A 26,718-nucleotide genomic window follows, 5' to 3' on the forward strand; every position below is an offset into this window, starting at 1 on the left:
CGTGTCTACGCGGACCACTCCCGCGTGTGTTCACGCGGACCGGTTCCGCGCGTGTTTACGCGGACCACTCCCGCGCGTGTTCACGCGGACCGGTTCCGCGCGTGTTTACGCGGACCAGTTCCGCGCGTGTTCACGCGGACCAGTCCCCGAGCCCTTGGAGCGCGATGCCCGACAGCCAGCCGCAGCCGCCCCACTCGTCGTCGTCCTCGCCGGGCTCCCCGGGACAGCCCGACACGGCCCCCTTGCTGCTGTGCGGGGCCCGCCTCACCGACGGCCGCACCGTGGACGTACGGCTGAGCGGCGGGCGCATCGAGGCCGTCGGCACGGTCGGCAGCCTCGGTCCGGTCCGCGGCGGCGGCACGCGCGTGGACCTCGGCGGCTACCTGCTGCTGCCCGCCCCCGCCGAGCCCCACGCCCACGCCGACACCGCCCTGACGGCCGACGACGACGGACCCGTCTCGTACGACCCCCACGACGTCCAGCGCCGCGCCACCGAGGCCACGCTGCTCCAGCTCGGGCACGGCGCCACCGCCGTGCGCACGCACGCGCGCGTGGGGGACGTCCAGGGGCTCGACGCGCTGGAGGCCACGCTCCAGGCGCGCCGTTCGCTGCGCGGGCTCGCCGAGCTGACGACGGTGGCGGTGCCGCGCGTCCTCACCGGGGCGGCGGGGGCCGACGGGCTCGCGATGCTGCGGGACGCGGTGAAGATGGGCGCCTCCGTGGTGGGCGGCTGCCCGGACCTGGACCCGGATCCGGGCGGTTACGCGGAGGCGGTCCTGGAGATCGCCTCCGAGCACGGCTGTCCCGTCGACCTGCACACCGACGCCGCCGACCCGGCACGTCTCGCCCGGCTCGCGGCGATGGCGGGCGGACTGCGCCCCGGCGTGACCATCGGCCCGTGCGCCGGTCTGGCGGACCTGCCCGCCGACATGGCCTCCCGGACCGCCGATCAGCTCGCGGCGGCCGGAGTCTCCGTGGTCTGTCTGCCGCAGGGCGGCTGCGCGGGCGCGGACCGGCACGGCACGGCACCGGTACGGCTGCTGCGTTCCGCCGGGGTACGGATCGCCGCCGGGAGCGGCGCCCTGCGCGACGTATCGAACCCGGTAGGCCGCGGCGACCCGCTCGAAGCGGCGTTCCTCCTGGCCTCCCGGCACGGTCTGCGCCCCGAGGACGCCTACGACGCCGTCAGCTCGTCGGCGCGGGCGGTGCTGGGGCTGCCTGAGGTGCGGGTGGAGGCCGGGTTCCCGGCCGAGCTGCTGGCGGTACGCGGCGACCGGCTCGCGGGGGCGCTCTCGTTGGCGTACAGCCGGATCGTGGTGCATCGGGGGCGCGTTGTCGCGCGGACCAGCGCGGTGCGGGAGTACTGCAACACCACCAGCACGCCGGACCTGGGGCTGCCCCGGCAGGGTCGGGGGCAGTTGTCCTGACCCGGACGGCGAGCCGAACCCGCGGCACGCCGAACTCTCACGACCCCATACGGCGGAGGCGACCCATACGGCGGAGGCGACCCCATACGGCGGAGGCGGCCGTCCGGGCGTACGGTCAAAGACATGCGCATTGTCATCGCTGGTGGTCATGGACAGATCGCGCTGCGGCTGGAGCGGCTGCTCTCCGCGCGCGGGTACGAGGTCGCGGGCATCATCCGCAACCCCGAGCAGGGCAACGACCTGCGGGAGGCGGGTGCCGAACCCGTACTGCTCGACCTGGAGTCGGCCTCCGTCGAGGAGGTCGCGGCACACCTCCAGGGCGCCGACGCCGCCGTGTTCGCCGCGGGGGCGGGCCCGGGGAGCGGAGCGAAGCGCAAGGACACCGTGGACAAGGGCGCGGCCGTCCTGTTCGCGGACGCGGCCGTGCGCGCGGGCGTACGACGCTTCCTGGTCGTCTCCTCCATGGGCGCGAGTCCCCGGCAGGAGGGCAGCGAGGTCTTCGACGTCTACCTGCGCGCCAAGGGCGAGGCCGACGAGCACGTCCGCGGCCTGGACGCCCTGGACTGGACGATCCTGCGCCCCGGCTCCCTCACCGACGACCCAGGCACCGGCCTGGTCCGCCTGGAGGCCCACACCGGCCGCGGCCCCGTCCCCCGCGACGACGTCGCCACCACCCTCGCCGAACTCCTGGAGACCCCGGCGACGGCGGGCCTGACCCTGGAACTCATCGCCGGGTCGGCACCGGTGTCGGTGGCGGTGAAGTCGGTGGCGGGCAACTGACGGGGGCGAGGGCTGGGGCTGGGGTTACGTTCCTGGGCTAACGGTCCTGGGCTTACGCTCCTGGGCGTACGGGTCCCGGGGTACAGGTTCTGGGGTTACGGTCCCGGGGTTGCGGGTCCTGAAGTTGTGCGGGCGCCCTGGAGTTGTTCTGGGGCCCTGGAGTTACGGGTCCTGGAGTTGTGCGGGCCCCGGAGTCACAGGCCCTGGATCACGCATCCTGGGGTTGGGCCTGGGCCCCGGCGCGCCTGCGTCAGAAAAGCGGCAGCTGTCCCGGGAAGTCGGGCACCACGAACCCGTCGAGCCCCGGCTGCACGGCGCCGAGCTGCGCCGCCCGCCGCGATCCGGGGCACGACACCAACTCCGCGCTCTCCCGCGCCCCGGGCGGATCGTGCCGCGCGAACCGCCCCGCGACGACAGCAATCTCCCGACGGCACTCGGGACACCTCCTACGACGGCTGACCATGCCCCCAGTCTGCCCCGCCCCGAACGCGAAGACCCCCTCCCTGTGTTTCCACAGAGAGGGGGTCTTAGTGAAGTGGCGGCGCCAGGATTCGAACCTGGGAAGGCTGAGCCGGCAGATTTACAGTCTGCTCCCTTTGGCCGCTCGGGCACACCGCCAAGGTCGCTGCCGGGTCGAACTGCCTTTCGGCGGTGCTCGCTGGCAACGACGTAAACAATACCCGATACGCAGGGGTGCTTCGCCACCCGATTGATCGGCACCCGGGGCGCGCCGGGTGGCTAGGCTTGTCCGGATGCGGCCCGCGCCCCTCGCCGGGTCGGAGGCCGCCTCCGCGTACGCCGCTACGCACCCGTTAAGCACCCGGACACAAGGAGCCACAGCACATGGCCGACTCCAGTTTCGACATCGTCTCGAAGGTCGAGCGGCAGGAGGTCGACAACGCCCTCAACCAGGCCGCCAAGGAGATCTCCCAGCGCTACGACTTCAAGGGCGTGGGTGCCTCGATCTCGTGGTCCGGCGAGAAGATCCTCATGGAGGCGAACTCCGAGGACCGGGTGAAGGCTGTCCTCGACGTCTTCCAGTCCAAGCTGATCAAGCGCGGTATCTCGCTGAAGGCGCTGGACGCGGGCGAGCCCCAGCTCTCGGGCAAGGAGTACAAGCTCTTCGCGTCCATCCAGGAGGGCATCTCCCAGGAGAACGCGAAGAAGGTGGCGAAGATCATCCGCGACGAGGGCCCCAAGGGTGTGAAGGCCCAGGTGCAGGGTGACGAGCTGCGCGTCACCTCCAAGAGCCGGGACGACCTCCAGACCGTGATCGCCCTGCTGAAGGGCCAGGACTTCGACTTCGCGCTGCAGTTCGTGAACTACCGGTGACCTGAGTCGTTGACCTGCACTATCCGGAAATGATCTCGGGCTGAGGGCACAACGCGGGCACATCGCCGAGGACCGCCTCCACGGCCGCCCGCGTTGTGTCCTCGTCGTCCGGCCAGAGGTGGGTGTAGATGTCGAGCGTGATCGACGGCTTCGAGTGGCCGAGGCGCCGCTGAACCGTCTTCACGCTCTCGCGGTTCTTGATCAGTGCCGAGGCGTAGAAGTGCCGCAGGTCGTGCATGCTCGCGCCGTCCGGCACGCGCACCGGCGCCGGTTCCTTCCCGTCCGGACGGCCACGCTGCACCCACGCCGAGTACGCCTCGGCGTACGCCTTGCTCAGGGCTTCGTTCGCCCGCTCCTCCATCCGCGCCCACACGTGCGACCAGCTCGCCCGCTTCAGCACCTCACCACGGCCGTTGCTGAACAGCATGTGCGCCTTCCGGCGCTTCGGCTTACGCGGGTCGGTCCGGTCCTCGATGTCGACGACGGCGGCCGGGAACTGCTGGAGGTGCGCGGCGAGGGCGTCGACCGCCAGGCCGACCAGCGGCACCGTGCGGTAGCTCTCGTGCGTCTTCGGCTCGCCGAGGTACGGTTCCGGGGTCTCGTCCTCGCCAGCCTCGGTGTCCTTGTCCGGGGTGATGAGCTGCTGTCGCACCGTCACCTCCCGGCGCAGGAAGTCGATGCAGTTCACCTCCAGGCCGAAGACCTCGCCCTGCCGCAGCCCCGAGGCGACGGCGAGCAGGATCATCGCCCGGTACCGAGGCGGGGCCGCCTCGATCAGGGCATGGACGGCGTCCTTGTGCAGGGGAACGATCTCGGGGCGGCGCACCTCGGGGAGCTTGATACCGGCGCACGGGTTCACGGCGATCGTCCGGTCCCGTACTGCCGTCCCCATGATTGTGACCAGGTAGGCAAACGTGACCCGCAGGGTGGACGGGGCGAGGGCCTGCGACCGGTCCTTGACCCATGCCTGCACCTCGGACGGCCGGATGGTCACGATCGGCCGGTCCCCGAACGTCGGGTAGATGTGGAGCCGTAGGGCCCGCTCGACGCGCGAGGCCGTACCGTCGCGGTGCACCGCAGAGGTCCGCCAGCGCTCGGCGACCGCCCTGAAGCTCTCCTTGCCCGCGGCCGGGTCGACGTACAGGCCACGGGCGAGGTCGGCCTCGATCGTGGCCGCGCGGATGTCGGCCTGGCCGCGCTTGGCGAAGTTCTCCTTCTGCTGCTCCCCTGACGCGTCGCGCCAACGGACCTGCCAGCGCTTGCCCTTTCCGTGGTCGCCAGACGGTACGAGGGTGCGGGTCTTGCTGGTGTGCTCCGTGCACGGCTCGGCACCCTTCTTCGGGCGCGAGAGGTGCCATCGGTCGTAGACGCTAGCCATCGCTACCCCCCTCGTCGAGCAGGCGCTTGTTCTGCTGTCGCATGCGTCGCGCTTCGCGGCGGGCATCCGGCGCTCCCCCCTCGGGGAACGGACCGAGTTCGTACCGCTCGCGCATAGCGTCGATGCGGAGGCGCATGTCCTGCTCAGAAACCTCGGCGAAGTACGTCCGCTCGTCAGTTCCTGGCAGCGGTGACTCTCCGCGGATCCATGCACGCACGTCATCGGCGGGCTCCACCCGGGTCGGTGTCACCTGATACGACCTGTCGTTCAGTGGTACGAGCAGGTTGACCGGTGCCACGTCCAGCACGCTGGCCAGAGCGAACAGCTCTATGACCGTGACGTTCTGCCGCTTGCCGTTCTCTAGGTTGGCAACCGTGAAGCGGTCCCACTTCAACTCGTGTTTCGTGTGCAGCTCTTTGCCTAGGTCCGCTGCGGTCCAGCCGCGTCGGCCGCGTAGTTGCTTCACACGCTGGGCGATCGTGCCCACGGGTGTAGCTAGGCCCAGTTCAGGTGACATGAGTTCACCTTAGCGGGAACTTGCATCACTCGCCAGCGTCATGTAAAGATCTCCACGGATGGGCTTTCACGCCTCATCTAGGTGAAATTACTTCACGTACAGGAGATCTCGGTGACCCGATCGACACTCCCCAGGTCAGGAGCTGCGCAGCGTCGGCCGTTGGCCACCGCGCAGGACATCGCCGACTACTGCGTTGTCCCGCTCGCCACCGTCTACCAGTGGAGTTCGCGGGGCGGGGGACCGCGAATGATCCGCGTCGGCCGTCACCTACGGGCCCGCTGGGACGACGTCGACGCATGGCTCGACGAGCAGATCGTGAAGGTCGCCTGACATGACGAAGCCCCGGGCCGCCCGACCCGGGGACTTCTCGCCCGCCACATCGCCCGATGAAAGGAGCTGATACAAGCAATGGTACAGAATCTTGCCGCGCTTGACAGTAGTCTCGACCGCCCCGGCCCCCAGACCGCCGACGTGTACGCCGTGTACGGCGCCTACGGCAACGCCGTGTGGGTCGGCTCCGGCAAGAACGCGCAGCACCGCGTCTACCGGGCGTGGGCCAACCGGTTCGATCCCGTTGCACACGCCCACAACCCTCAGTACGTCCGTTGGCTGCGCAGCCTCGACCGTCCGCCGCGCGTGACCGTCCTGTGCACGGTGCCGTACGAGCTGCGGCACACGTTCGAGGCGGCTGCGACCCTCGCGTACCGCGCAGCCGGTCACCGGCTGTTCAACGTCCGCATCGGCATGGCGCAGCCCCCGGAGGTACGCGTCCGGATCTCGCATAACGAGTCAGCCCCCTGCGTAAGCGCCGGAGGTACCAGCTCCGACGACCGCAGGGGGCCCACGCCCAACCGCGACCGACTCGCACACGGATCGCAAGCCCCGCGAGACAGTCGCCGCACGTAAAGGACGTGATGCCAGGATGGCACACACCAACGACGCCGAGGTAGATCGGTCAACCTCGACGTCAATCCCGCGCCCCCGTGAGGGCGAGCCAGCGTTCTGGGATCCCTCACGCTCCCGCTTCCCCGTGTACCGGGCGACCGACGACACTCCGCGCACTCCCATCTGGCCAATGCCCGGAAACTGCGGCTATCCCAAGGGCAGCAAGGCGTACGAGGTGCACCGGGTCTATTGGTCGCGCATGACGATGACCTGGGCCGAAGCCTGCGCCGTCGTGAGCGGTGAGCAGCCTGTCGGTCGTCGACGGGGTGGCACCGCCCTCGATGTCGCCCACCGCCCTCACCTCGATGACGAGTTCGTCGTCGACCTCGATGTGAAGCGGTACGACTCCGAGACGGGGTTCGTCCTGCGCCAGGACGGATCCGCCACGCTTGCGCCCGTCGTGGTCAAGCGCGGCATAGACGATCTACGCCGGGAGGTCGAGGCAGCCGGGCATTCGATGGACGAACTGCTCACGTACACCGAGAGCACCAAGAGCGACGGCCGCCACCTGGTGTTCAGGCAGAACCCCGAGTGCCGCATCGAGAAGACGATGCACCACCGCGAGGACTGGCGTGTCGATGTGCTGGTCAACAACTGGCGCGCCTGCGCTCCCACGCCCGGCTACGCCGTCGTGCAGGACGTCCCGGGCATGATGGCGCCGGTCTGGTTCGCGCAGCTCCTGAAGGACGTACAGCGCCGTCTTCCTCGGGTCGGCGGGCACAGGGCGTCCGCCGCAGAGCAGCGGTTCAAAAGCATCGCAGGGACCGTCCCCGGCGCCGGGCTCCGAGGCGTCACGGATGCCTCGCTGTTCGGGGCCTGGCGCGCCGCCGTGCTGAACGTGGTGCGCATCGCCGATCAGTACGGCCAATGGAACAACCGGGTCTACTGGGCCGCCTGTCGGTACGTCGAGGCGGGTTGGTCGTACGACGTCGCCGAGCGCGACATCCTTGCCGCCGCCCGCCCGTGGAACGCCCGCGAGAAGTCCGACGCGATCCGCACCCTCCTGAGCGCGTACGACGGGGGTGCACGGTGAACGCGTACGACGTCCTCGACGATGGCCCCGAGATCCCTGACGACATTGCCAACCTGATCGCCGAAACGGCCGACGACATGCCCGAGCAGCCGAAGGCAGGAGGGCTCACCGAGCGGTTCCCATCGGTCGATTGGGACAACGCCTGGTCACAGGACTTCAGCCGTATCGACTGGTTGCCCGGCAAGCTGATGGAGCGGGGGCAGCAGGTCGCCTTGGTGGGCGCGGGCAAGGTGGGCAAGTCCATCGCTGTTCTCGACTGGTGCTGGCACTGCGTGACCGGTCGCCGATTCCTTGGAGACGATGAGCGCGAACCGTTGCGGGTCCTCTACTTCGACCGGGAGAACAACCTGCGGGACGTCATCACCCGTCTGAAAGCATTCGGCGCGAAGCCTGATGAGCTGCGGGACCGGTTCGTCTACAAACTGTTCCCTCGGTTCACGGGCGGCCTCGACGACTCTCAGACTGCGGAAGCCGAGCTGATGGCACTGGTCGATGAGGCGAAGCCCGACATCGTCATCCTGGACACCGTCTCCCGCTTCATCGGGGGCAAGGAGAACGACGCCGACACCTGGCTGTCGCTGTACCGGCGCGTGCACGCTCCGCTCAAGGACATGGACATCGCAGGGGTGCGCCTCGACCACTTCGGCAAGGACTACGACCGGGGTTCGCGCGGCTCGTCGGCCAAGACGCAGGACGTCGACCACGTCTGGGAGATGAAGCTCGTCAGTGAACACGTCGCCCGTGACGATGCGTACGGGCTGGAGACTCACGCCACCGAGATCAAGCTGGCCCGAACGCACACACGCACAGGGCTCGGCCAGGACTCGGTGATGATCACCCGGCGAGGTGTCAAGCAGCCGGACGGCATATGGACCGAGGGCGGAACCCGTCATCTACTGTCCGATCCCGGCGCCCTGGCTGACGCAGAGAAGACCGTGAACCATTTCGTGGCGCAGCTCTCCGCTCTCGGCGCGCCGACGGGCTACGGCAGGGACAAACTCAAGCAGTGGGCTAAGGAACATGGGGTGAAGTTGCCCGGCAACACGACCGTCCTGGGACAGATCGTGAGCAAATACAAGCGACTCCACACCCCTGGAATGCTGCCCGATTAGCCCCAGATCACCTGTTCCGTCCCTCAAGGCTCAGGGAACTGTTCCCGGAATCTGTTCCGACTGTTTCGAGATCAGCATCTTCGCAGGTCAAACCTGCCTCCAGATCTGTTCCCTGCGGTTCCGGGCGCCAGCCCGGGAGGTCTGTTCCCCTGTTCCCCGACATAGGAGGGGAACAGGGGAACAGACCGAGCAGCGGGAACGGCCCGAAGAACAGAAACAACCCCCTTTCAAGATCGTTTGCCCGTCACGTGACATCACCCCATATGCCCGCAAATTCCGAATCGAGGATCCATGCACCGCTCGTCTCTCATCCGGGGCATCGAGCCCGGCATCACCCCCGCCGTCGGGGACATCGTCCTCGCCCGCAAGTCGCCCGTCGGCCCCCTCGTACGCGCTCTGGTGCGCAACGTCCGCCCCACCCGAGACGGCCGCCGGGTGCGCATCGGCCTGCTGTGGCTGGAGGGCAGCCGCAGGGGCGTGAAGGACTCCGTGCACCAGTTCGCTGACGGCTGGCCGCCGATGGTCCGCCCCACCCGTCATATCACTCAGGACACCGAGGGAGACGCCGCATGACCACCCACCCGCTTCGCGTATCCCTCGTCGGCCAGCGCTGGTTCGAGATCGGGATCCCCGAGGACGCCGTATACGTCGGACGAGCTTACGGCGGCGTGAAAGGGCACCCCCTGCGCAACCCGCATGCCGTCGGCAAGCCGTGCCGGGCGCGCTGCCATTGCAAGGACATCAACTGCGCCACCTGCCGGGCATGCGATGGCGGAGATATCGTCCACACCAGTTCCGCCGAGGTCGTCCGCCTGTACCGGCAGCACCTGATACGGCGCCCCGACCTGCTCGCCATGGCTGTCGAGATGCTGAATGCGGGCGTCCGCCTGGCGTGTTCCTGTCCTCTCAACAACCCGTGTCACATAGATGTGCTGATCGAGTTGACGGCGATACACCCGGTCACTCCTGCGGGTGAACCGGATTCCGAATGATCACGCATTGTCATACAAACCCGGCGCCGCACTCCTCGCCCGGTGCAAGACTCGACCGACAGTTCGTCAACGTCCGGACAGGGGAGTCGCGGTGGTCGCCAAAGGCGAGATGCGATGGACAGACTGGGCCACCGGCGAGTGGCACGAGATTGTTGAGGGCGATGACTTCGTCAGCGTACGGGGATTACGCTCGGGTGCCTCGCGATGGGCCAAGCGTCGTGATATGGAAGCCACTGTGCATGCCCTCCGGCTGAGTCCCGCCGAGAAGGCGGGAGGCGCGCCCCGGCGGTTCCGTATCCGCTTCACGGGGCCTGGTCTGGCCGCCATCCCCAGACCGCCGCGCTGGATCCAACTCGCCTTGTTCCCGCCCTGGCTCGTACGGATGCCGAAGCAGCCCCGGACGCAGGCCACATGACGTTCTGAGCGCCTGCCTGACCGCGCTGACGAGGGTGGCCAGATCCCCTCCGCCGTCCGCCCCGCGGGCCGTCAGGCGGCGGGAGAGCAGCGTATCCCTGGTATCTCGCCATGCCGCGATCACCGGTTACCTGGTGCAGTCCCAAAACGGCGGACGAAGATGACTTGCGCTGGTGATGTCACGCGCGCTGAGAATCTCGCGTGCGCACCATGTCAGATCCGAAATGGCGAACCCAACCCGACCGAAGCCCTTTTCGAACTGCTCCGGGAGTATCAGTTGGCCACCGTCCTCCACGAGCCCGTCAGGATGTATGCCTTCGATCGCGCGAAGGAGGTTGATGAGGACCGGCCCGGTGAACCGGTCCATGTCGTCGGGCCCTTCGATCTCCGCAGCGATCTTGGCCGCTCGGACTTCCGTCATCCGCTCTGTCAGCCGCGCGTACGTCTCGGCGGCGTAGTCACGGCTGAGGTTCCCTTCCTGCACGGCCCGGTGGAACCGGTGTAGGTCCTCCGCGACATCTTGGGACACGAGGATCAGCTTCGCGTATGCCTCGCGCCTGCTCTGCCGGTGCCACTGTTCCTGGGCGGCCTTGGCACCCTTGCTGGCCGTGACCCGCGCGGCAGCAACCGCACCAGTGCCACCCACGACGGCACCGACGATGCCCGCGCTCGCGCCGATTATCGCGGCTGCTGTCTCACTGTTCACGGCAGAACATTGTGTCCGACGGGACAACGGAGCGGCCCCGGCCGAGTCGGGGGTCTCAGCCGGGGCCGCGCTGTCGGTTCGCTTCAGGCTCGCGCGCCGACGATGAGGGTGCCGATGTGCCCCTCCTTCGGAGCCTCCACGACCCTTGCCTGCGCCGTGGAAAACCCTGCGCGAAGGAGATGCCGCTCCCATACGGCGGGCTTGTAGCTGTACCGGTAGGTGAACATCGCCTTGCCCGCGAAGCCGCCCTTGTACATGCCCTGCGGGCCGTAGGCGCCCGGGATGGCTGGCGGCTGGGAGAACACGAACACGCCGCCCGGGGCCAGGCGCTGGCGGACGAGGGGGAAGATCCGGGACGGGTCGGTGAACCACGCCGCACCGAAGATCGAATACACGGCGTCATACTGGGATTGGTCGGCGGCGAGCCAGTCGAGGACCTCGGCCCGCTCGATCCGGACACCGTGAGGCGCCCACCGTGCGCTGGCCAGCTCGACCATGCGCGGCGAGAGGTCCACCCCGGTGGTCTTCACGCCTTGCTGGGCGAGGTGGGCGAGGGCACGCCCCGTGCCGCAGCCGATCTCCAGTACGGACGTCGGCGAGTTCAGGAGTTCCGGACCGGGGCCGTGGCCGACGTACTGGGTCCAGCAGAACGACGGCTCGGCCTCGTCCCTGAACGCTGACTCGGCGAAGGCGTCCCAGAGTTCGGTCTCGGCGGGGATGTCGTGCGGTACGGGCAAGGCGGTTCTCCTGGCTTGGTCGTCGGGAGGCCCCTGCCCTCGGGGTGCAGTGAGGGCAGGGGCCGACTGTAGCGGGGTCAGTGGCTGTCGGGGACCTTGTCGTCGCACGGTGAGCAGTCGGCGCCGTCGATGGCCCACAACTCCTCGTCGATGGCCCAGCCCTGCGACTTCAGGAAGTCGCCGGTGCGCAGGCACAGGCCGTCGCTGCGGCGCTCGATGAACGGCGCGTGGTGCTTGAAGCGGCCACCGTTGTAGAGGCGGCAGATGCCCCACCAGACGGGCGTGTCAAGGATGAGCTGGTGCACGCCGATGTCGACGAGCTTGCCGACGCCGAGGTGGACGTCCGGGTTCTCGATGGAGCCCATGACGTACATGACGGCGTTGCCGAGGATGCGTTCGGCCATGTCGCGGACCATCGGGTGGTCGCGCAAGAGCAGGGCGACTTCACGGTCCCAGAGGGTCATACCGGAGTCGAAGATGTTGACGGTGAGTTCCGTGATGTGCGGGGCGACCGCGTTGAGGAGTTCCTGCGGGTCCCGGGTGCGGGTGGCGGCGGTGAGGTCTAACGCGACGGTCACGATGTCCTCCTGTGGTGGACAGACGCCCTCGGGGTTGAGGACGCCGAGCCTCCCGCACTGTGGCGAGAGGGGGCTTCAGAGGCTGGCGCGGGGTAGCGTCAAGAGTTGGCGCCGGGCTTCTTCCCGTGGCAGGGGCAGCCACAGCGGCGCTGAAGCAGGATGCCGTGCGTGTGAGGCAGCGGAATGTCCTTGGTCTGGCGGCAGTCACCGTGCAGATTCCGGTACTCCGGCCGCTGCTCCGCAAGGGCGCACTCCGCCGATCGCCGGACGGGCGTCAGGGCGCTTGTGCGGGCGGTCACGGAAGTTGGCCCCGGGATCGGGCGTTGGCCGCCGACACCCCGGCGCTGAGGGCTTCTGAGGGAGAGACCGGCCTGAGATTCGCCGGGTACGCGTCCCACTCGACTCCTCCGCCGATGGGGCGCAGCTGGATGTAGGGGCCCTGGAAGCCCATCACCTGGCCGATCTTGCCCGTATCGGTGTCCCTGACGGTGTCACCGATACGGGGCTCGTCGGCGGGCGGACGGGCTGTAGCGTTCATCGTGTCGACGCTCCTTCGCGGCGTTGGCCACGCCCCGGGAGGTAGCCGCCTCGCCGGGGTCTTCTCGTACCTGCCGACGCTAGGGACGCGGTGGGCAACACCACCAGCAATGTGCAGATGTTTGCAACGCCCTCTTGGAGCATGCCCGTGGCGTGTAGGCAGCCTTGACGACGTGTCCCGATGGCGAAACGGTGACGCAAAGAGCTGCAAGCGCTTAGGGATGGAGACTGACGTGCCGTTACTGTTCATCGGAATCGACCCCGCCACCGAGAAGGACAAGAGCCCTACCGTGTGGGTCGACCAGGAGAAGCGAGAACTCGTCTTCCAGGGCTTGAAGCCAGGCGCCGAACTCGAAGCGGAGTGCGCCGCCTTCGAGGTTCCTGGGCATGCCAAGGGCATCCCGGACGACGAGGCCGTGATCCGTATCCCGGCCAGGATGGTGCACATGATCAGGGAGGCGTGCGATGCCCTCGAACGAACCGACGTTCGCTGAACTCCTCGCCGCCTGTACGCGTTCCGCCGTGCACCTGGAGATGCGGGACCAGTACGGCATCAGTGACGAAGCCGAAGCCTTCAGCACCTGGCGGCGTAGCGGACAGCGCGACACCGACCCCACCTCCGAGAACTGGGCTTCCTGGGTCACCCTCATCTCCAGCACCGTGACCCGGGGAGTCGTCGTTCGGCGGGCCCGTATCGTGTCGGAGCCGGTGACGGACTACATCCGGTGGGAGCACGCTGGGACACCTGTCAACGTGCACGCCGGTGAACACGTGCGATGGCTGCCCCGACGGCGCGCCTCGGACATCGCGTTGCCGGGCAACGACTTCTGGCTGTTCGACAACCGCCTGATCCGGTGGAACCACTTCACCGGTGACGGCGCGTGGGCCGGACAGGAGTTCTCCGAGGACCCTGCGGCCGTCAAGCTGTGCTCGCAGAGCTTCGAGGTCGTGTGGGCGCGTGCCATCCCGCACGACCAGTACGAGATCCACTGACAGGAAGCATCCGCAGGCCAGCTCATGCCCGTCTCCCCGTCCTCGTCTGCCCAGGCCGCGCGAGAGGCCGTGGCCCGACGGCTGCGCGGCCTCCGCAAGGAGGCTGGACTGACGATCACTGAGCTGGCCCGCCGGTGCGGCTGGCACTACTCCAAGACCTCGCGCATCGAGAACGCCCTAACCGGCCCCTCAGCGACGGACATCCGCCGATGGTGCACTGCCGTGCAGGCCGACGACCAGGCGCAGGATCTCATCGTCCAATCCCTCAACGCCGAGTCGATGTACCGGGAATGGCGCGACCAGATCCGCAGCGGGTTGAAGCACCTGCAAGACGGTCTCGTTGGGTTCTACCAGCAGACCGAACAGTTCCGGGTGTACTCGTCCACCGTGGTGCCGGGTCTGCTCCAGACCGAAGGTTATGCGGCTGCTGTCCTCACCATCGCTGCCGGTTTCCACGACCGCCCGACCGACGACATCGCAGAAGCCGCACGGGCCCGGATGGACCGCTCGCGCGTCGTCCACGAACCGGGGCACCGCTTCGTGTTCCTCCTGGAGGAGACCGTCTTGCGCTACCGGATCGGTGATGCTGATGCGATGGCGGCCCAGCTCGGGTACCTGCTGACCGTGGGCGCCCTGCCCGCGGTCTCGCTCGGCATCATCCCTATGGAGGCACGCGAGCGGTTTCAGTGGCCCGAGGAGACCTTCCACATCTACGACGATACGCTCGTTTCTGTGGAATTAGTGTCCGCCTCGGTGAACGTCACCCAACCGTCCGAGATCGCTCTCTATGGCAAGACGTTTGACCGGCTTCGCGGCATGGCCGTGTACGGCGCCGACGCCCGAGCGCTGATTCTGCGGGCGATCGAGGCACTGCACTGACCTCGTGTACGACAAAGCCTTCTTCAAAGGAGAGCATGCCGAAATGCCTTGAAGGAGAGAATTCCTCGGTGCGAATTTGGCCGAACCGAACATCGAGCGTCTACCTATCCCCGCAGATAGATGCTCTTCAGCTTGGATCGAGGCTGACCAATTTATCCCTTATGTCGGAATCCTTAAGGGCTCACAGAACCTCCGCGCACTGCGAGCGCCCGCGCGCCCACACCTGACGGCTTTTTAGGTAATTTTTGAGCAAAAGCAAATGAGTTGACGTAGAGGTTGACAATTCTCGTTACGCTACTTAAAGCCAGCTTTCACCGCTAGAATGAGCGGAGGGAATTCAAGCCTTCAATGTGCCGAAAGAGGCAGTGATGACGACCGCGCCAAACCGAATTCACAGTGTCCGGGCAACATACGTAGCATCGGCGTACGGCATGGTCATGAGCGCATCCCGCGCCTACATCCGCACCCTCGACGCGCACCAGGCTGCCGCCCTCGCCGGTGACCGGGACGCCATACGCGCCGTCCGGGAGGCACGCACGCTGCTCGCCCTCGCGGCCCCCGAACTGGAGCAGCTCCGACGCGTAGACCCCGAGCAGCGACAGACGCTCTTCCGCCGCACCATCGTCTGATAAGGAGCAGCACGTGATCACTGACCACGACATCGAGCAGGCCGAGGCCCGGGTAGCCGAGGTCAAGGAGCGAGGTGAACTTCTGCGCATGGCCAACCGAGACGAGACAGCGGACGCCATCCGGCTGGAGGTGGGGCGCCTGGTCGAGCTGAAGGAGCGCAAGGCCGCGCAGGATGCGGCGTTCAAAGCGCGTAAGGCCGCCGAGCGTCCGCACGCGTCCGAGCTGAAGGCCATAGGCGCTGAGTTGGACAGCTCCGCCGGTACGGTCGACACGGCGCGCCAGAACGCTGCCCGCGCTCTTGAGGAACTCGTCACCGCCCTGCGGTCCCACAACACCGCCGTCGGTACGGCACACGCCCGCCTGGCTGCCCTCGGGCTGCCGCTCAGCGACGAGGCATGCGACCGGTACGACGTCGGTCACGGCAGTGCCGGAGCGCTGCGCTTGGCCGGTGACATGTGGGCGCCGGTCCCCGAGGACACGTACACGCAGCATGTCGTAGCCGAGGTGATGAGGCGGGAGTTCGGGCCGAAGCACCCGGCGGCGCGAGTAAGGGACATCCGGCTGCACAGCCTTCAGCGGGGCTCGGCGGGAGCACTGCGGGTTGCCTGACCCGCAGGCATGCGAACGGCCCCGGCACGGCCAGGGCCGTCGGTGTCTACCGGTCGAGCCCGTACGGCACGGCGTAGCCTGCGGCTTTCAGCGCATCGGCGTACGCCCGCCGGGTCTCGTCCGCTCTCTTCACGAGGGGTTGCGTCTCTTCCAACGTGAGCGTCCGTGTCGCGGCCAGCGCCCAATGAGTGGTCAGCGCTTCTTCGGCTTCCACGTACGCGGTTAGAGCGTGAGTCAGGTTGTCGTGCGGTTTCATCAGGAGGTGTCCCCTTTAGTCGAGTTGCGCTTGACGAGGAGCGCGAAGGTACATCGCGGCATCCGGATTCCGCTAACAGGGAGGGAACCGGGGACCAATCACGGCGGCGCCCCGCGGCGCTGGGGCGGGTTGCCGACGCCGCATCCCTCACCTCCCTGGGCGGTTGTTAGCACAGGTCAGGCCAGGGAGGCAGCGGCGGGGAAGGGATCAGGGAGAACTCCCTGATCCCTCCTGACTCCCTCTAGGCGGCGTCGCGCTTGGCCAGCGCGTCACGCACACGGTCACGGTTGACAACCATGACGCCCTCCGACTTGTACGGCGCGGCGTCGTACTCGTCGAGGAACGCCCGCAGATCGCTGTTTGTCCACGGCCGGTAAGTGCCCGGGTCCCGTTCTGCGAGCCGCTGGAGAACCTCCTGCGTCCGCATCCGGGGCTCCGTCCCGAGCACGGCGAGGATGTCGGCCAGCGGATCAACGTCACGCACCGGGGTGAGGTGATGCACCGTCGAGACGCCGGACCGTACAGCCTTGGCCCGGTCGGCGATCTCCTGAGCCTGGTCGTCGTCGATGAAGTGCGTTCGCACCGTGATGGACGACTGGCCGGGCTCCATCTGGATGCCGTCACCGGCAACGACCAGTGTGCCCTTGTCGAGGCCCTGGCGCAGCAGGTGAGGGGCGGCGCCACCGTCGATGGCCTTATCTCCGAGCGCCATACGGCCCTGAGACTCCGTGCCGACGACCAGCGACGCACGAACGTGGGCGCCCTCCCGGACCAGCTTGGGAAGGTTCTGGTCGGTGGGGTCCTGCGTGCCCTGCCACAGGGTGACGGACACGGCACGGCCCTGGTTGTGGATCCGGCGGGCCGCCATGAAGTAACGGCTCGTCGCCTTGCTGCCGCCGTATGGCCGTCCGTCGGACCCCTTGAGGGGGTTCATGAACGCCACCTGTGCCTCGTCGACGACGATGACGAGGGGGTCGAACTCAGTGCCTGGTGGAGCCATCAGACGGCGCTCCATCTCCTGTACGCCCGCCTCGACCATCTCGGTCACGGCGCAGGCGTGATCATCGGTCGGACCCTGGATCAACACGCGGGCCAGTCCCTCGAACATGCCCCAGTCGCCAACGCCCTTGAGGTCCCCGATCCAGAACTCAACCGTCGGGTCGAGGACGAGCCACAGTGCCAGGGCTCGGAGTGCGGCGGTCTTGCCCTGATTGGACAGGCCCGTGCACAGAAGATGCCGCTGGTAGAGGTTCATGGCCACGGCATCACCGCGCAGGTTCTCCCCCCACGGGGCACGGCCCGCCCGATAGTCGGCGCGGATGTCCGGATCTGTGACGAGCGGAGACGGGCCGATCGGCTCGTCCAGTGCTCCCGGGTCGGCGATCCACAATCGCACCGTGCGAGCCGCCTCGGGGATCGTGATGAACACCTCGTGCTCGTGCCGACCGAGGTTTTCGGCGAGCTTGCGGCGTCGCTTCTGGATCTCGTCGGTGGAAACCCCGGAGGGAAGCGTCACATCCACCTCGACACCGCAGCCCGCCATGACGATGGGCGACAGGAGCGAGGCGCCTGCGTCGCCCATGTCCTCGACGGCGCGACGCAGGGCCGCGATTCCGAGATCCCGGAACGCCACGACCACGACGGACGGTGTGATGGGCCCACCATCGTCGCGCCGGTGCGCGGGCAGTGCCCACTGCGGAGCGGTCCGGGCATGCCGACCGACTGCCCATGTGGCGGCGAGTCCCGCCCACGGGAAGACGAACAGCGCCGGTTTCCACACCACGCCCGCGATGAGCGCCACCCACCTGACCAGGTGAACGACGGTTGCCATCGGGGTGAGCACGTCGCTCGCGTCATGGTTGGCCCAAGCGAGCAGGAGGCCGAGGAGCAGAAGCAATCCAGCCCCTGTGAAAGCTCCCGATGCGACTGCCTTCGGAGCCCGGATCAGAGCGGCAAGCAATTCCAGACGGCGGCGGTGACGTGCCTCCCGGAACGCCCGCCCACGCTCTTCCCACTCCCGCACCTCATCCATGAGACCCGCGGCTTCCGCTGCCCTGATCATCCGCTCATACCGGGCGGCGGTACGTCCGTCCCACGCCCGGCGGGCCAGCACCCTGGTACCGCCGACGACGTAGGCGCCGTGCCGTACGACGAGGCGTCCGGCGGTGCGTATCCGCTCGTCGGCCAGCACCCCGCGCAGGCCATCGAGCCGCAGACGCCGCCGCTCAATCGGCGCGCCGGTCTTGTCGATGGACACCACCACAGGGCGTACAGGCTGCGTGGTCATGCCGCCCCCTTGCGGTAGTCGCGCCACATCGACCGCAGCACCAGGACGCAGATCGTCAGCGATACGACAGAGAGGGCGAGCACCGCCAAGGCGACCGTCATCCCGATGAGGATGGCCACCAGCACCGCGCCGACGATGGCGAGGGCGATCACGCCGAGGCAGCCGACGCCGATGTACGCGCCCCACGGGTGCGCCTTGATCGGCGCCTGCGGTACCGGCGCCGGGGTAACCGACCACGGGTAGATCGGCTGCCCCGTGCTGGTCATGCCGATCGGCTGAAGGTGGTCATGCTGCGGGGTGAAGTCGGGGTTGTTCATGACCGCTTCTCCTCGACGATCTCGCGCCGCAGTGCGGCAGCGTCACGGCGGGACAGACCGAACTCCGACCGCAGCCGGTTGATGGTCACCGGCCGTCCGGTTGCGGTGAGCACCTCACGGTGCAGCCTGAGTGCCTTTTTCCGCAGCTCAGCGGGGGTGAGCGTGACCACCTCGGTGACCACCTTCCGTGGGGTGGCAGCGGGCAGGGAAGCGGTCACCTCGCCGGTGGCGCTGGTGGTTGCGTAGGCGTCCCACGCGAACGGCATCGGATCGGGCAGGGCGGGCACCGAGGTGACCACCTGGGCGGGACTGTTCCGGGCAGCCGGGCCGGTCACCTTGGCAGCGTCGCGCAGGGCGTGAACCCGCCACAGCACCAGCGGGGCAATGGCGGAGACGGCAACCACCAGCGGTACGGACACCGGCAGCAGTCCGGCGGTGACGAGGTGGCTGGCGGCGTTGACGGCGATCATGGTGACGACGACGGCGAGCACGTCGCGGTGTACGCGCAGGGCGCGCACGGCGTAGATGTCGAGGGCTGCCGGGACCCCTGCGGCGACGACGGGGCCGAAGCCGCAGGCGCGGGCAAGGGTGTACTCGGCACTGGCGGTGACGGCGAGAGCGGCACCGAGTGCGGCCCACGCGAGAATGTCGCGCTTCACTGGTCACCGTCCTCGATGACGGAGATGAGGCTGGCGATGACGACTTCGCACCGGCCGATGAGGCGGCACAGGTCGCGCTCAGTGAGTTCGTCGTGTCCGGCAGCGTCCATGTCGGCGAGGAGCTGACGGGCGATGCCGAGGGGGAAACGCGCGCTTGTGTTGCGCGCGGGTACGTTCTCCATTGAGTCCGGCTCCTTGATCGGAAAGGGTCTGGATCAAGGCGCTGTTCGGTGGGGTTCAGCCACCGGGCGGCGCCGCTCTGTCTGCGCAAGGCAGACAGAGCGGAGTCGGAGGACTGCGGGAGCCAGAGGGCACAGCGAGGGCACAAGGCCACTTACGACGCTGTGAAGCAGTGGCAAATACTGTCAGTAGTTCCTGCACGTTAACCGCCCTCTCAGCGGTCGCATGCAGGTCAGGCGATCAAGCGGGCGGTACGTGAACTACCGGTAGGCACGGTTGTCCGGGGGCGGGCGCCCGGTGCCCGCCCCCTCTGCCGTGTGGGTGGTGCCCGGTGCGTCAGTCCCGTGAGTTGCCGAACAGCAGTCGGTAGGCCACCAGGAGGACGAACGAGCCGCCTATCGCCGCCGCCCAGGTGGCGCCGTCGTAGAAGTCCTTGCTGATCGGGTGGTCCAGCCAACGGGCCGAGATCCACCCGCCTATGAAGGCGCCCGCGACGCCGATGAGGGTGGTGCCCACGAGGCCGCCCGGGTCGCGGCCCGGCAACAGGAACTTGGCGATCGCTCCGGCCAACAGTCCCAGGATGATCCAACTGACGATGCTCATGCCGTGAACCTGCCCTTCCGTGCTGTGCCCGCACCTTGATCGGGCTGTCTTTCCGTGCCCGACGGGGTGGGCGGCTCGGCCCTTGCCGAGTGCGCGTTCGTACTGTGTTGGTGCCGTGTTGATGTCCAGGACGGCGCCCCTGCATCCCGCGGTTGCGGCGCTCAGTAGAGTGCGCCGCATGACACAGTCCAGCGCTGAACTGCGGCGCACCCTGGGCGTCGGTGACGCCGTGGTCATCGGGCTCGGCTCGATGATCGGTGCCGGAATCTTCGCCGCGCTGGCGCCCGCGGCTGACGCCGCCGGGACCGGGCTGCTGCTCGGCCTCGCGGTCGCCGCTGTCATCGCCTACTGCAACGCCATGTCCTCAGCGCGGCTCGCCGCCCGCTACCCGGCGTCGGGCGGCACCTACGTGTACGGGCGTGAGCGGCTCGGGGACTTCTGGGGTTACCTCGCGGGCTGGTCGTTCGTCGTCGGGAAGACCGCCTCCTGTGCGGCCATGGCGCTCACCGTGGGCGCCTACGTCTGGCCGGAGCAGGCGCACGCGGTGGCGGTCGCGGCCGTGGTGGCGCTGACCGCGGTGAACTACGGCGGCATCCAGAAGTCCGCCTGGCTGACGCGGGCGATCGTCGCCGTCGTCCTGGCTGTCCTCGCTTCCGTGGTCGTGGCCTCTCTGGGCTCCGGGGCCTCGGACGCCGGGCGGCTGGACATCGGGGCCTCGGACGGTGTGGGCGGCGTGCTCCAGGCCGCCGGGCTCCTCTTCTTCGCCTTCGCCGGGTACGCGCGGATCGCCACCCTCGGTGAAGAGGTGCGGGACCCCGCGCGCACCATCCCCCGCGCGATCCCGCTGGCGCTCGGGATCACGCTGGTGGTGTACGCGTGCGTGGCCGTCGCCGTCCTCTCGGTGCTGGGGACGGACGAACTGGGCCAAGCCGCCGCGCCGCTCGCCGACGCGGTGCGGGCCGCCGGTGTGCCGGAGCTGGCGCCGGTGGTGCGGGTGGGCGCCGCCGTGGCCGCGCTGGGCTCGCTGCTCGCCCTGATCCTGGGCGTCTCCCGCACCACGCTGGCCATGGCACGGGACCGTCATCTGCCCGGCGCCCTGGCGGCCGTGCATCCCCGCTTCCAGGTGCCGCACCGGGCGGAACTCGCCGTGGGCGTGGTGGTCGCGGTGCTGGCCGCCACGGTGGACGTGCGCGGCGCGATCGGTTTCTCCTCCTTCGGTGTGCTGGCGTACTACGCGGTGGCCAACGCCTCCGCGTGGACCCTGGACCGGTCGCCTGCGGCGCGGGTGGTTCCGGCGGTGGGGCTGCTCGGGTGTGTGGTCCTGGCGGTGTCGTTGCCGGGGGTTTCGGTGCTGGTCGGGGCCGGGGTGTTGGCGGTGGGCGTGGTCGCGTACGGCGTGCGGCGGTGGGTTGCCGGGCGCGGGTGAGCGCGGCGGCTGCCGGGCGGCCGTGACGGGGTGGCTGCCGAGGAGCGGCCGATGCGGTGGCGCCGGCTGAGCGACCCGGTGCCGCAGTGGTGGCTAGGCCGCTGACGGTCCCGCCGTGCGTATGCGGAAGTCGGGCCACGGTTCCATGTCCATGCCGTCGTTCGTCTCCTCGTACCAGCCCGTGCCGTCGACCCAGGCTTGGAGCCAGTCCGTCAGGCTCGGGGCGTCGATGAACCAGGCGTGGTCGGCGTCGCCGGGGTTCGGCTCGAAGAGCAGGACCGGTGCCTGCGGGGTGCGGCAGTCCACGCACGCGTACATGGCGCAGCCCCAGTGGGATATCGGCAGGACGCCTTCGGGCCAGGGCCAGTCGGGGTCCTTGCGGCCGCTGTCGCGGCGGGCGAGGTACTGCGCGACGGCGGCGGGTTCGCCGGAGGGCGGGCTGTCGAGCAGGGGCAGCAGACCGTATTCCGGGCCGAAGCCGCCGTCTCCTATCCGGAGGTAGAGAGCGGCCAGCAGCGGGGGCAGTTCGAAGCCGAGGGCCGCCTCGGCGCGGGCCACCGCGTCGGCGGCCACGGGCTCCGGCAGTGAAGCCCAGCCCCACGGGCGGGTGTTGCGGGCCTTGTCCGCCACCCGGGTCAGCAACTGCTCGTTCTCGGTCATGGGTTCATGATGCAAGGCACCACTGACAATCGAGCGAGCCTGTGGAAAACCTGCCGCCTGTGGACAACTCGGCGCCCCTCGACCGCTCCTCGGCCGCCTGTCGGCTCCCGTCGGGCGCCGTCAGCGGGCGCTGAAGGACTGGTTCGTGAAGGGCTGGTCCGTGCGGACGATCTCGCGGCCCAGCGGCAGCAACGAGACCGGGATCAGCTTGAAGTTGGCGATGCCCAGGGGGATGCCGATGATCGTGACGCACAGGACGATGCCGGTGGCGATGTGGCCGAGGGCCAGCCACCAGCCCGCGAGGACCAGCCACAGGACGTTGCCGACGCAGGACGGGGCGCCCGCGTCGCGGCGCTCGACGGTGGTGTACCCGAAGGGCCACAGGGCGTAGACGCCGATACGGAAGGCCGCGATGCCGAACGGGATGCCGATGATCGTGATGCAGAGCAGCACGCCCGCGAGCAGATAGGCCAGGAACAGCCAGAAGCCGCTCAGGACGAGCCAGATGATGTTGAGGATGGTCTTCATCAGCTACGACCTGCCATCTGCTCGAGGCGGGAGATGCGTTCCGCCATGGGCGGGTGGGTGGAGAACATCTTGGACAGCCCCTGACCTGGCCGGAAGGGGTTGGCGATCATCATGTGGCTGGCGGTCTCGATGCGGGGCTCCGGGGGCAGCGGCAGCTGCTTGGTGCCCGCCTCCAGCTTGCGCAGGGCGCTGGCCAGGGCGAGCGGGTCGCCGGTGAGCTGGGCGCCGGAGGCGTCGGCCTCGTACTCCCTGGAGCGGCTGATGGCCAGTTGGATGAGGGTGGCGGCGAGCGGGCCCAGGATCATGATCAGCAGCATGCCGAGGAGGCCGGGGCCGTCATCGTCGTCGGAGCGGCCGATCGGGATCAGCCAGGCGAAGTTGACCAGGAACATGATCACGGAGGCGAGAGCGCCCGCGACCGACGAGATCAGGATGTCGCGGTTGTAGACATGGCTCAGCTCGTGCCCGATCACGCCGCGCAGTTCGCGTTCGTCGAGGATGCGCAGGATGCCTTCCGTGCAGCACACCGCCGCGTTGCGCGGGTTGCGCCCGGTCGCGAAGGCGTTGGGTGCCTCCGTCGGGGAGATGTACAGACGGGGCATCGGCTGACGGGCCTGGGTGGAGAGGTCACGCACCATGCGGTACAGCGCGGGGGCCTCGAACTCGCTGACCGGGCGGGCGCGCATCGCGCGCAGGGCGAGCTTGTCGCTGTTCCAGTACGCGTACGCGTTCGTGCCCAGGGCGATCAGGACCGCGACGACGAGCCCCATGCGGCCGAAGAAGCTGCCGATGACGATGATGATTGCGGACAGTCCCCCGAGGAGGACTGCGGTCCTGAGCCCGTTGTGCCGGCGGTGCACGGTACGCCCTCCAAGTGGTGCGGCAGGGGAACCCATTGCTTGGATCTGCTTGGTGCTCTTCTTGGTGATCTGCTCTGTGATCTGTGAATCCGCTGGTGCGTGGTGCCACGTCCAGTGGACCCTCCCGTTCTGGTCAACGCCAGGCGAGAAGGACTAGTTCCCTTGTGCGTCCGGCGGCGCCTGTGAGCCGTCCGGGTGACCGGCGGATACGGACGGCTGGGCGGGCCCCGTCAGAACAGGCCGGTGTCGGCGAAGCGCAGGACCAACTGGGGCGCTCCGGACAGTCCGATGCCGACGACGGCGGTCAGGGCGATCGCCGCGGTGAGGGGTGCGGGGACGAGGTGCTTCTCGGGCCGTCCCTCGGGCGCGCGGAAGATCAGTGCCGTCCACTGGAGGTAGTAGAACAGCGCGATCACGACGTTGGCGGCCATGACGACGGCCAGCCAGCCGAGGCCCGCGTCGACGGCCGCGGAGAAGACGACGACCTTGGCGAACAGGCCGATGATGCCCGGCGGCAGCCCGGCGAGGCAGAGCAGGAAGAAGGCCAGGAGGAGCGCGGTGAGCGGGTTCGTGGCGTACAGGCCGCGGTAGTCCGAGACGCGGTTGAGGGATCTCGTACGGCCGACCAGTGCGGCCACCGCGAAGGCGCCGAGGTTCACGGCGGCGTACATCAGGGCGTAGGCGACCGTGGAGCCGATGGACCGCTCGGCGTCGTCGGAGTACGCGGCGGCGGCGATCGGTACGAGGAGGTACCCGGCCTGGCCGACGGAGGACCAGGCGAGCAGGCGTACCGCGCTGTACGCGCGCGTGCCCTGCTGGCGGAGGGCGCCGACGTTGCCGACGGTCATGGTGAGGGCGGCCAGCGCGGCGAGGGCGGGGCCCCAGACGTCGGCGTACGACGGGAGGGCGACGACCGTGACGAGGATCAGGCCGGTGAAGCCGACGGCCTTGCCGACGACCGACAGATAGGCGGCGACCGGCAGGGGGGCGCCGACGTAGGTGTCGGGCACCCAGAAGTGGAAGGGCACGGCGGCGGTCTTGAAGGCGAAGCCGATGAGGGTGAGGACGACGCCGGTCTGGGCGAGGGTGTGCAGTTGCCCGTCGACGTCCTGGATGCGCTCGGCGATGCGGGTGAGGTGGAGCGTGCCGGTGGCGGCGTAGACGAAGCTGACGCCCATGAGGCTGACCGCGGTCGCGGTGACCGAGGACAGGAAGAACTTCAGGGCCGCTTCGGAGGACCTCTTGTCGCCGTGCCGGAGGCCGACGAGGGCGAAGGCGGGCAGGGAGGCGACCTCCAGGGCGACGATCAGGGTGGCGAGGTCGCGGGAGGCGGGCAGCAGGGCGGCGCCGGCGGCGGAGGAGAGCAGCAGGAACCAGAACTCCCCTTCGGGGAGTCCCTTGCGGGCGTCCTTCAGCGCGGTCACCGACAGCAGCGCGGTGAGGAGGGCGCCGCCGAGGACCAGGAACTGGATGACGAGGGTGAAGCGGTCCGCCGTGTAGCTGCACACGTCCGCGTCGCCGGTCAGGCAGAAGGTGGAGCGGTCGCCGTCCAGGATCGGCAGCAGCATCAGGGTGGACGCGGCCAGGCCCGCGACCGAGATCCAGCCCAGCAGGGCCTTCCTGGAGTCGGCGACGAAGAGGTCGGCGATGAGCACGGCGACGGCGACCACGGCGGCGATGGTGGGCGGCGCGATGGCGAGCCAGTCGACGGACTGCACCACGGACTCGGCCGCCAGGGACGGGTCGGCCGCGGACTGGGCCGGAAGGCTCATCGGGTGCCTCCTGCGAGGAGCTGCTGCACGGCCGGGTCGGTCAGGCCGAGGAGGGTCTTGGGCCACAGCCCGGCGACGACGGTGAGGGCGACGAGCGGGGCCCAGGCCGCGTACTCGTAGCGCTGGACGTCGGCGAGTTTCGGCGTCTCCTGCTCCATGGCGCCCATGCAGACGCGGCGGACCACGATGAGCAGGTAGGCGGCGGTGAGCAGGGTGCCGAACGCGCCGATCGCCATGAAGGTGAGGAAGGCGGGGCGGCTGAGGTCGGCGGCGGGCCGGAAGGCGCCGAACAGCGCCAGCATCTCGCCCCAGAACCCGGCGAGGCCGGGCAGGCCGAGCGAGGCGACGGCGGAGAAGGCGAGCAGGCCGCCGAAGCGGGGTGCCCTGCCGTAGAGCGCGGCGCCGGTCCGGTCGGCGAGGGTGTCGAGGTCGGTGGTGCCCGTGCGGTCCTTCAGCGCGCCGACGAGGAAGAACAGCAGACCGGTGATGAGGCCGTGGGCGATGTTGGCGAACAGGGCGCCGTTGACGCCGGTCGGGGTCATGGTGGCGATGCCGAGCAGGACGAAGCCCATGTGGCCGACGGACGAGTAGGCGATCAGGCGTTTGAGGTCGCCCTTCGCTCCGCGCCTGGCGAGGGCCAGGCAGGCCAGGGAGCCGTAGATGATGCCGACGACCGCGAAGGCGGCGAGATACGGCGCGAAGGTGCGGAAACCCTCCGGCGCAACCGGGAGGAGGATGCGGATGAAACCGTACGTTCCCATCTTCAGCAAGACACCCGCCAGCAGGACCGAGCCCACGGTCGGCGCGGCGGTGTGGGCGTCGGGCAGCCAGCTGTGCAACGGCCACATCGGCGTCTTCACCGCGAGCCCGAGACCGATCGCCAGAACGGCGGTGACCTGCACGGATGTGCTCAGCGACCGGCCGTTGTCAGTGGCGAGTGCCATCATGTCGAATGTGCCCGCGTTGAGTCCGATCAGCAGCAGGCCGAGCAGCATGACCACGGAGCCGAGCAGCGTGTAGAGGATGAACTTCCAGGCGGCCTCGGCCCGGCCCTCGCCGCCCCAGCGGGCGATGAGGAAGTACATCGGGATCAGGACCATCTCGAAGGCGAGGAAGAACAGCAGCAGGTCGAGGACGGCGAAGGTGGCGAGGGTGCCGGACTCCAGGACGAGCAGCAGCGGTACGAAGGCCTTCGAGGACGGGCCCGCGGGCATCTTGCAGTAGGAGTAGAGCGCGCAGAGGAAGGTCAGCAGCGCGGTCAGGACCAGAAGGGGGAGGGAGATGCCGTCGACGCCGAGGTGGATCCGCACGTCGAGTGCGGGGATCCAGCTGATGTCCGTCGTGGCCTGCATCTTCGACGGCTGGTCATGGTCGAAGCCGAGCGTGAGGACGATCGCGGCGATGAGGACCGCCCCGGTGACGGTCACGCCGTGCCGCAGCACCGCCTGCTCGGGTGACTTCCCCTTCAGTCCGGGCGGGGCGGGCAGGAGAGCGGCGGCGGCGCCGAGGAGCGGGCCGACCACGATGAACGCCAGAAGGAACTGCATCACGGACTCGCTGATATCGATCAC

General features: G+C 68.8%; 33 protein-coding genes and 1 tRNA gene. 15 read left to right on the forward strand and 19 right to left on the reverse strand.

From position 1 onward, the window contains the following. Window positions 1-164: 164 nt before the first annotated feature. Together ACFVQG_RS35280 and ACFVQG_RS35285 are read left to right on the forward strand one after the other, a co-directional pair. Window positions 165-1,427: an amidohydrolase family protein gene (locus tag ACFVQG_RS35280; RefSeq protein ID WP_383391670.1), complete on the forward strand. Its 1,263-nt coding sequence runs from the start codon at window positions 165-167 to the stop codon at window positions 1,425-1,427. A 123-nt stretch (window positions 1,428-1,550) separates the two neighbouring features. Further along, a complete protein-coding gene (locus tag ACFVQG_RS35285) occupies window positions 1,551-2,207 on the forward strand; it encodes an SDR family oxidoreductase (protein ID WP_383391671.1) in 657 nt (218 codons plus the stop codon). Between the two features lie 250 nt (window positions 2,208-2,457). Here ACFVQG_RS35285 and ACFVQG_RS35290 read toward each other — a convergent pair whose 3' ends face one another. Both ACFVQG_RS35290 and ACFVQG_RS35295 read right to left on the reverse strand, forming a co-directional pair. Then, window positions 2,458-2,670, reverse strand: a complete 213-nt coding sequence (locus ACFVQG_RS35290) for a hypothetical protein (RefSeq protein WP_383391672.1) — start codon at window positions 2,668-2,670, stop codon at window positions 2,458-2,460. A 73-nt stretch (window positions 2,671-2,743) separates the two neighbouring features. Then, window positions 2,744-2,825 (reverse strand) — tRNA-Tyr (locus ACFVQG_RS35295). A gap of 225 nt (window positions 2,826-3,050) precedes the next feature. Here ACFVQG_RS35295 and ACFVQG_RS35300 point away from each other — a divergent pair. After that, window positions 3,051-3,539 carry a YajQ family cyclic di-GMP-binding protein gene (locus ACFVQG_RS35300; protein ID WP_383391673.1) on the forward strand — a complete coding sequence of 163 codons (489 nt, stop codon included), beginning with the start codon at window positions 3,051-3,053 and terminating at the stop codon, window positions 3,537-3,539. A 19-nt stretch (window positions 3,540-3,558) separates the two neighbouring features. Here the strand turns inward: ACFVQG_RS35300 and ACFVQG_RS35305 are convergent, their stop codons facing one another. Next, window positions 3,559-4,917, reverse strand: a complete 1,359-nt coding sequence (locus ACFVQG_RS35305) for a tyrosine-type recombinase/integrase (protein WP_383391675.1) — start codon at window positions 4,915-4,917, stop codon at window positions 3,559-3,561. Next, window positions 4,910-5,434 carry a helix-turn-helix transcriptional regulator gene (locus ACFVQG_RS35310; RefSeq protein WP_383391677.1) on the reverse strand — a complete coding sequence of 175 codons (525 nt, stop codon included), beginning with the start codon at window positions 5,432-5,434 and terminating at the stop codon, window positions 4,910-4,912. The genes ACFVQG_RS35305 and ACFVQG_RS35310 overlap by 8 nt, the downstream gene beginning before the upstream one ends. Window positions 5,435-5,593: 159 nt before the next feature. On the opposite strand from ACFVQG_RS35310, the gene ACFVQG_RS35315 reads away from it, so the two are divergent. The 6 genes from ACFVQG_RS35315 (at window position 5,594) to ACFVQG_RS35340 (ending at window position 9,516) form a co-directional block, all read left to right on the forward strand. After that, the gene (locus ACFVQG_RS35315) at window positions 5,594-5,764 is read left to right on the forward strand and encodes a helix-turn-helix transcriptional regulator (RefSeq protein ID WP_383391678.1); all 171 of its coding nucleotides are present in this window, start codon (window positions 5,594-5,596) and stop codon (window positions 5,762-5,764) included. 78 nt (window positions 5,765-5,842) lie between these two features. Continuing rightward, window positions 5,843-6,340, forward strand: a complete 498-nt coding sequence (locus ACFVQG_RS35320; protein WP_383391680.1) for a hypothetical protein — start codon at window positions 5,843-5,845, stop codon at window positions 6,338-6,340. Between the two features lie 169 nt (window positions 6,341-6,509). Beyond that, the gene (locus ACFVQG_RS35325; RefSeq protein ID WP_383391681.1) at window positions 6,510-7,412 is read left to right on the forward strand and encodes a hypothetical protein; all 903 of its coding nucleotides are present in this window, start codon (window positions 6,510-6,512) and stop codon (window positions 7,410-7,412) included. After that, window positions 7,409-8,524, forward strand: a complete 1,116-nt coding sequence (locus ACFVQG_RS35330; protein ID WP_383391683.1) for an AAA family ATPase — start codon at window positions 7,409-7,411, stop codon at window positions 8,522-8,524. Before ACFVQG_RS35325 ends, ACFVQG_RS35330 begins: the two co-directional genes overlap by 4 nt. Window positions 8,525-8,815: 291 nt before the next feature. Continuing rightward, complete coding sequence (locus ACFVQG_RS35335) at window positions 8,816-9,097, forward strand: hypothetical protein (RefSeq protein ID WP_383391684.1); 282 nt, start codon at window positions 8,816-8,818, stop codon at window positions 9,095-9,097. Next, window positions 9,094-9,516, forward strand: a complete 423-nt coding sequence (locus tag ACFVQG_RS35340; RefSeq protein ID WP_383391687.1) for a DUF4326 domain-containing protein — start codon at window positions 9,094-9,096, stop codon at window positions 9,514-9,516. The genes ACFVQG_RS35335 and ACFVQG_RS35340 overlap by 4 nt, the downstream gene beginning before the upstream one ends. Window positions 9,517-10,057: 541 nt before the next feature. On the opposite strand, the gene ACFVQG_RS35345 is transcribed toward ACFVQG_RS35340, so the two are convergent. From ACFVQG_RS35345 to ACFVQG_RS35360, 4 genes are all read right to left on the reverse strand, one after another. After that, window positions 10,058-10,636 carry a hypothetical protein gene (locus tag ACFVQG_RS35345; RefSeq protein ID WP_383391690.1) on the reverse strand — a complete coding sequence of 193 codons (579 nt, stop codon included), beginning with the start codon at window positions 10,634-10,636 and terminating at the stop codon, window positions 10,058-10,060. 83 nt (window positions 10,637-10,719) lie between these two features. Next, window positions 10,720-11,373, reverse strand: coding sequence for a class I SAM-dependent methyltransferase (locus tag ACFVQG_RS35350; protein ID WP_383391693.1), 654 nt, complete (start codon window positions 11,371-11,373; stop codon window positions 10,720-10,722). Between the two features lie 77 nt (window positions 11,374-11,450). Continuing rightward, window positions 11,451-11,951 (reverse strand): hypothetical protein, encoded by a 501-nt coding sequence (locus ACFVQG_RS35355; RefSeq protein ID WP_383391695.1) that lies wholly within the window; start codon window positions 11,949-11,951, stop codon window positions 11,451-11,453. A 295-nt stretch (window positions 11,952-12,246) separates the two neighbouring features. Further along, window positions 12,247-12,489 carry a hypothetical protein gene (locus ACFVQG_RS35360; protein WP_383391698.1) on the reverse strand — a complete coding sequence of 81 codons (243 nt, stop codon included), beginning with the start codon at window positions 12,487-12,489 and terminating at the stop codon, window positions 12,247-12,249. A gap of 232 nt (window positions 12,490-12,721) precedes the next feature. Here ACFVQG_RS35360 and ACFVQG_RS35365 point away from each other — a divergent pair, with 232 nt between their 5' ends. The 5 genes from ACFVQG_RS35365 (at window position 12,722) to ACFVQG_RS35385 (ending at window position 15,599) form a co-directional block, all read left to right on the forward strand. Beyond that, window positions 12,722-12,982, forward strand: coding sequence for a hypothetical protein (locus ACFVQG_RS35365; RefSeq protein WP_383391791.1), 261 nt, complete (start codon window positions 12,722-12,724; stop codon window positions 12,980-12,982). After that, window positions 12,954-13,481 carry a DUF6879 family protein gene (locus ACFVQG_RS35370; protein WP_383391700.1) on the forward strand — a complete coding sequence of 176 codons (528 nt, stop codon included), beginning with the start codon at window positions 12,954-12,956 and terminating at the stop codon, window positions 13,479-13,481. The genes ACFVQG_RS35365 and ACFVQG_RS35370 overlap by 29 nt, the downstream gene beginning before the upstream one ends. Before the next feature lie 24 nt (window positions 13,482-13,505). Then, window positions 13,506-14,360, forward strand: a complete 855-nt coding sequence (locus ACFVQG_RS35375; protein ID WP_383391703.1) for a helix-turn-helix domain-containing protein — start codon at window positions 13,506-13,508, stop codon at window positions 14,358-14,360. A gap of 437 nt (window positions 14,361-14,797) precedes the next feature. Further along, on the forward strand, window positions 14,798-14,989 hold the full coding sequence (locus ACFVQG_RS35380; RefSeq protein WP_383391706.1) for a hypothetical protein: 192 nt from the start codon (window positions 14,798-14,800) through the stop codon (window positions 14,987-14,989). Between the two features lie 13 nt (window positions 14,990-15,002). Then, complete coding sequence (locus tag ACFVQG_RS35385) at window positions 15,003-15,599, forward strand: hypothetical protein (protein WP_383391709.1); 597 nt, start codon at window positions 15,003-15,005, stop codon at window positions 15,597-15,599. A 46-nt stretch (window positions 15,600-15,645) separates the two neighbouring features. Here the strand turns inward: ACFVQG_RS35385 and ACFVQG_RS35390 are convergent, their stop codons facing one another. From ACFVQG_RS35390 to ACFVQG_RS35415, 6 genes are all read right to left on the reverse strand, one after another. Beyond that, a complete protein-coding gene (locus tag ACFVQG_RS35390) occupies window positions 15,646-15,855 on the reverse strand; it encodes a hypothetical protein (protein WP_383391712.1) in 210 nt (69 codons plus the stop codon). A gap of 241 nt (window positions 15,856-16,096) precedes the next feature. Beyond that, the gene (locus tag ACFVQG_RS35395) at window positions 16,097-18,142 is read right to left on the reverse strand and encodes an ATP-binding protein (RefSeq protein WP_383391715.1); all 2,046 of its coding nucleotides are present in this window, start codon (window positions 18,140-18,142) and stop codon (window positions 16,097-16,099) included. Next, entirely contained in the window at window positions 18,139-18,459 is a 321-nt protein-coding gene (locus tag ACFVQG_RS35400; RefSeq protein WP_383391718.1) for a hypothetical protein, read from the reverse strand. The genes ACFVQG_RS35395 and ACFVQG_RS35400 overlap by 4 nt, the downstream gene beginning before the upstream one ends. Beyond that, entirely contained in the window at window positions 18,456-19,118 is a 663-nt protein-coding gene (locus ACFVQG_RS35405) for a hypothetical protein (RefSeq protein ID WP_383391720.1), read from the reverse strand. The genes ACFVQG_RS35400 and ACFVQG_RS35405 overlap by 4 nt, the downstream gene beginning before the upstream one ends. Continuing rightward, entirely contained in the window at window positions 19,115-19,300 is a 186-nt protein-coding gene (locus tag ACFVQG_RS35410; protein WP_383391723.1) for a hypothetical protein, read from the reverse strand. Before ACFVQG_RS35410 ends, ACFVQG_RS35405 begins: the two co-directional genes overlap by 4 nt. A 334-nt stretch (window positions 19,301-19,634) precedes the next feature. Next, complete coding sequence (locus ACFVQG_RS35415; protein WP_383391725.1) at window positions 19,635-19,901, reverse strand: GlsB/YeaQ/YmgE family stress response membrane protein; 267 nt, start codon at window positions 19,899-19,901, stop codon at window positions 19,635-19,637. A 178-nt stretch (window positions 19,902-20,079) separates the two neighbouring features. On the opposite strand from ACFVQG_RS35415, the gene ACFVQG_RS35420 reads away from it, so the two are divergent. After that, complete coding sequence (locus tag ACFVQG_RS35420; protein ID WP_383391728.1) at window positions 20,080-21,327, forward strand: APC family permease; 1,248 nt, start codon at window positions 20,080-20,082, stop codon at window positions 21,325-21,327. 93 nt (window positions 21,328-21,420) lie between these two features. Here ACFVQG_RS35420 and ACFVQG_RS35425 read toward each other — a convergent pair whose 3' ends face one another. From ACFVQG_RS35425 to ACFVQG_RS35445, 5 genes are all read right to left on the reverse strand, one after another. Beyond that, on the reverse strand, window positions 21,421-21,987 hold the full coding sequence (locus ACFVQG_RS35425; protein WP_383391731.1) for an SMI1/KNR4 family protein: 567 nt from the start codon (window positions 21,985-21,987) through the stop codon (window positions 21,421-21,423). 120 nt (window positions 21,988-22,107) lie between these two features. Further along, a complete protein-coding gene (locus ACFVQG_RS35430) occupies window positions 22,108-22,515 on the reverse strand; it encodes a YccF domain-containing protein (RefSeq protein WP_383391734.1) in 408 nt (135 codons plus the stop codon). Further along, a complete protein-coding gene (htpX, locus tag ACFVQG_RS35435; RefSeq protein ID WP_383391737.1) occupies window positions 22,515-23,375 on the reverse strand; it encodes a zinc metalloprotease HtpX in 861 nt (286 codons plus the stop codon). Before htpX ends, ACFVQG_RS35430 begins: the two co-directional genes overlap by 1 nt. Window positions 23,376-23,605: 230 nt before the next feature. Further along, entirely contained in the window at window positions 23,606-25,147 is a 1,542-nt protein-coding gene (locus tag ACFVQG_RS35440) for an NADH-quinone oxidoreductase subunit N (RefSeq protein WP_383391740.1), read from the reverse strand. Beyond that, window positions 25,144-26,718, reverse strand: coding sequence for a NuoM family protein (locus tag ACFVQG_RS35445; protein ID WP_383391742.1), 1,575 nt, complete (start codon window positions 26,716-26,718; stop codon window positions 25,144-25,146). The genes ACFVQG_RS35440 and ACFVQG_RS35445 overlap by 4 nt, the downstream gene beginning before the upstream one ends.

This window comes from Streptomyces sp. NPDC057877 (genome assembly GCF_042796855.1).
Lineage (GTDB): Bacteria > Actinomycetota > Actinomycetes > Streptomycetales > Streptomycetaceae > Streptomyces.